The organism is Paenibacillus sp. 05T425 (genome assembly GCF_056396205.1).
Genome location: NZ_JBFTLA010000109.1, coordinates 1 through 443 on the forward strand (window position 1 = coordinate 1; position 443 = coordinate 443).

1 protein-coding gene is annotated in these 443 nt (G+C 57.6%); it reads left to right on the forward strand.

Features of this window, described 5'->3' with window-relative positions:
• Positions 1-141: 141 nt before the first annotated feature.
• Positions 142-443: GyrI-like domain-containing protein (locus AC1DF0_RS32320; protein ID WP_477577672.1), on the forward strand; the 302-nt coding region annotated here is incomplete at its 3' end.

The following is a 443-nucleotide window of genomic DNA, read 5'->3' on the forward strand; positions in this document are numbered from 1 at the left end:
GTGTACGTGATTCTTTCGGGTTACAACGAGTTTGTCGGTGCGCCCACCGGCGGGCAGCTTCCGGGGCTCTGACTGGGCGAATCGGGTTTGGCTTCTATACTCCCAGCCGAACCCATCTTTTTCGTTCCCAGGAGTCGAGTCATGGATGAGCAAAAACGCGTCGAACCGGCAGAACCACGCTTCGAAAATGGGCACTTCATGCTCATAGCGGGGCTTGGCGGGCGATTTACCCAAGAGACGGCCGGCAAGATTCCCGAGCTCTGGGATAAATTCGTTCCCCACATCGGCAATGTTCCCGGGCAAAAGGGCGAAGTGACCTACGGCGTTTGCTGCAACCCGGACGGCAAGGGCGGTTTCGAATACATCGCCGGTGTCGAGATCAGCAAGCTCGACTACCTGCCCGAGAAATACCGCTGGGTCGAGATTCAGCCCCAGTATTACGC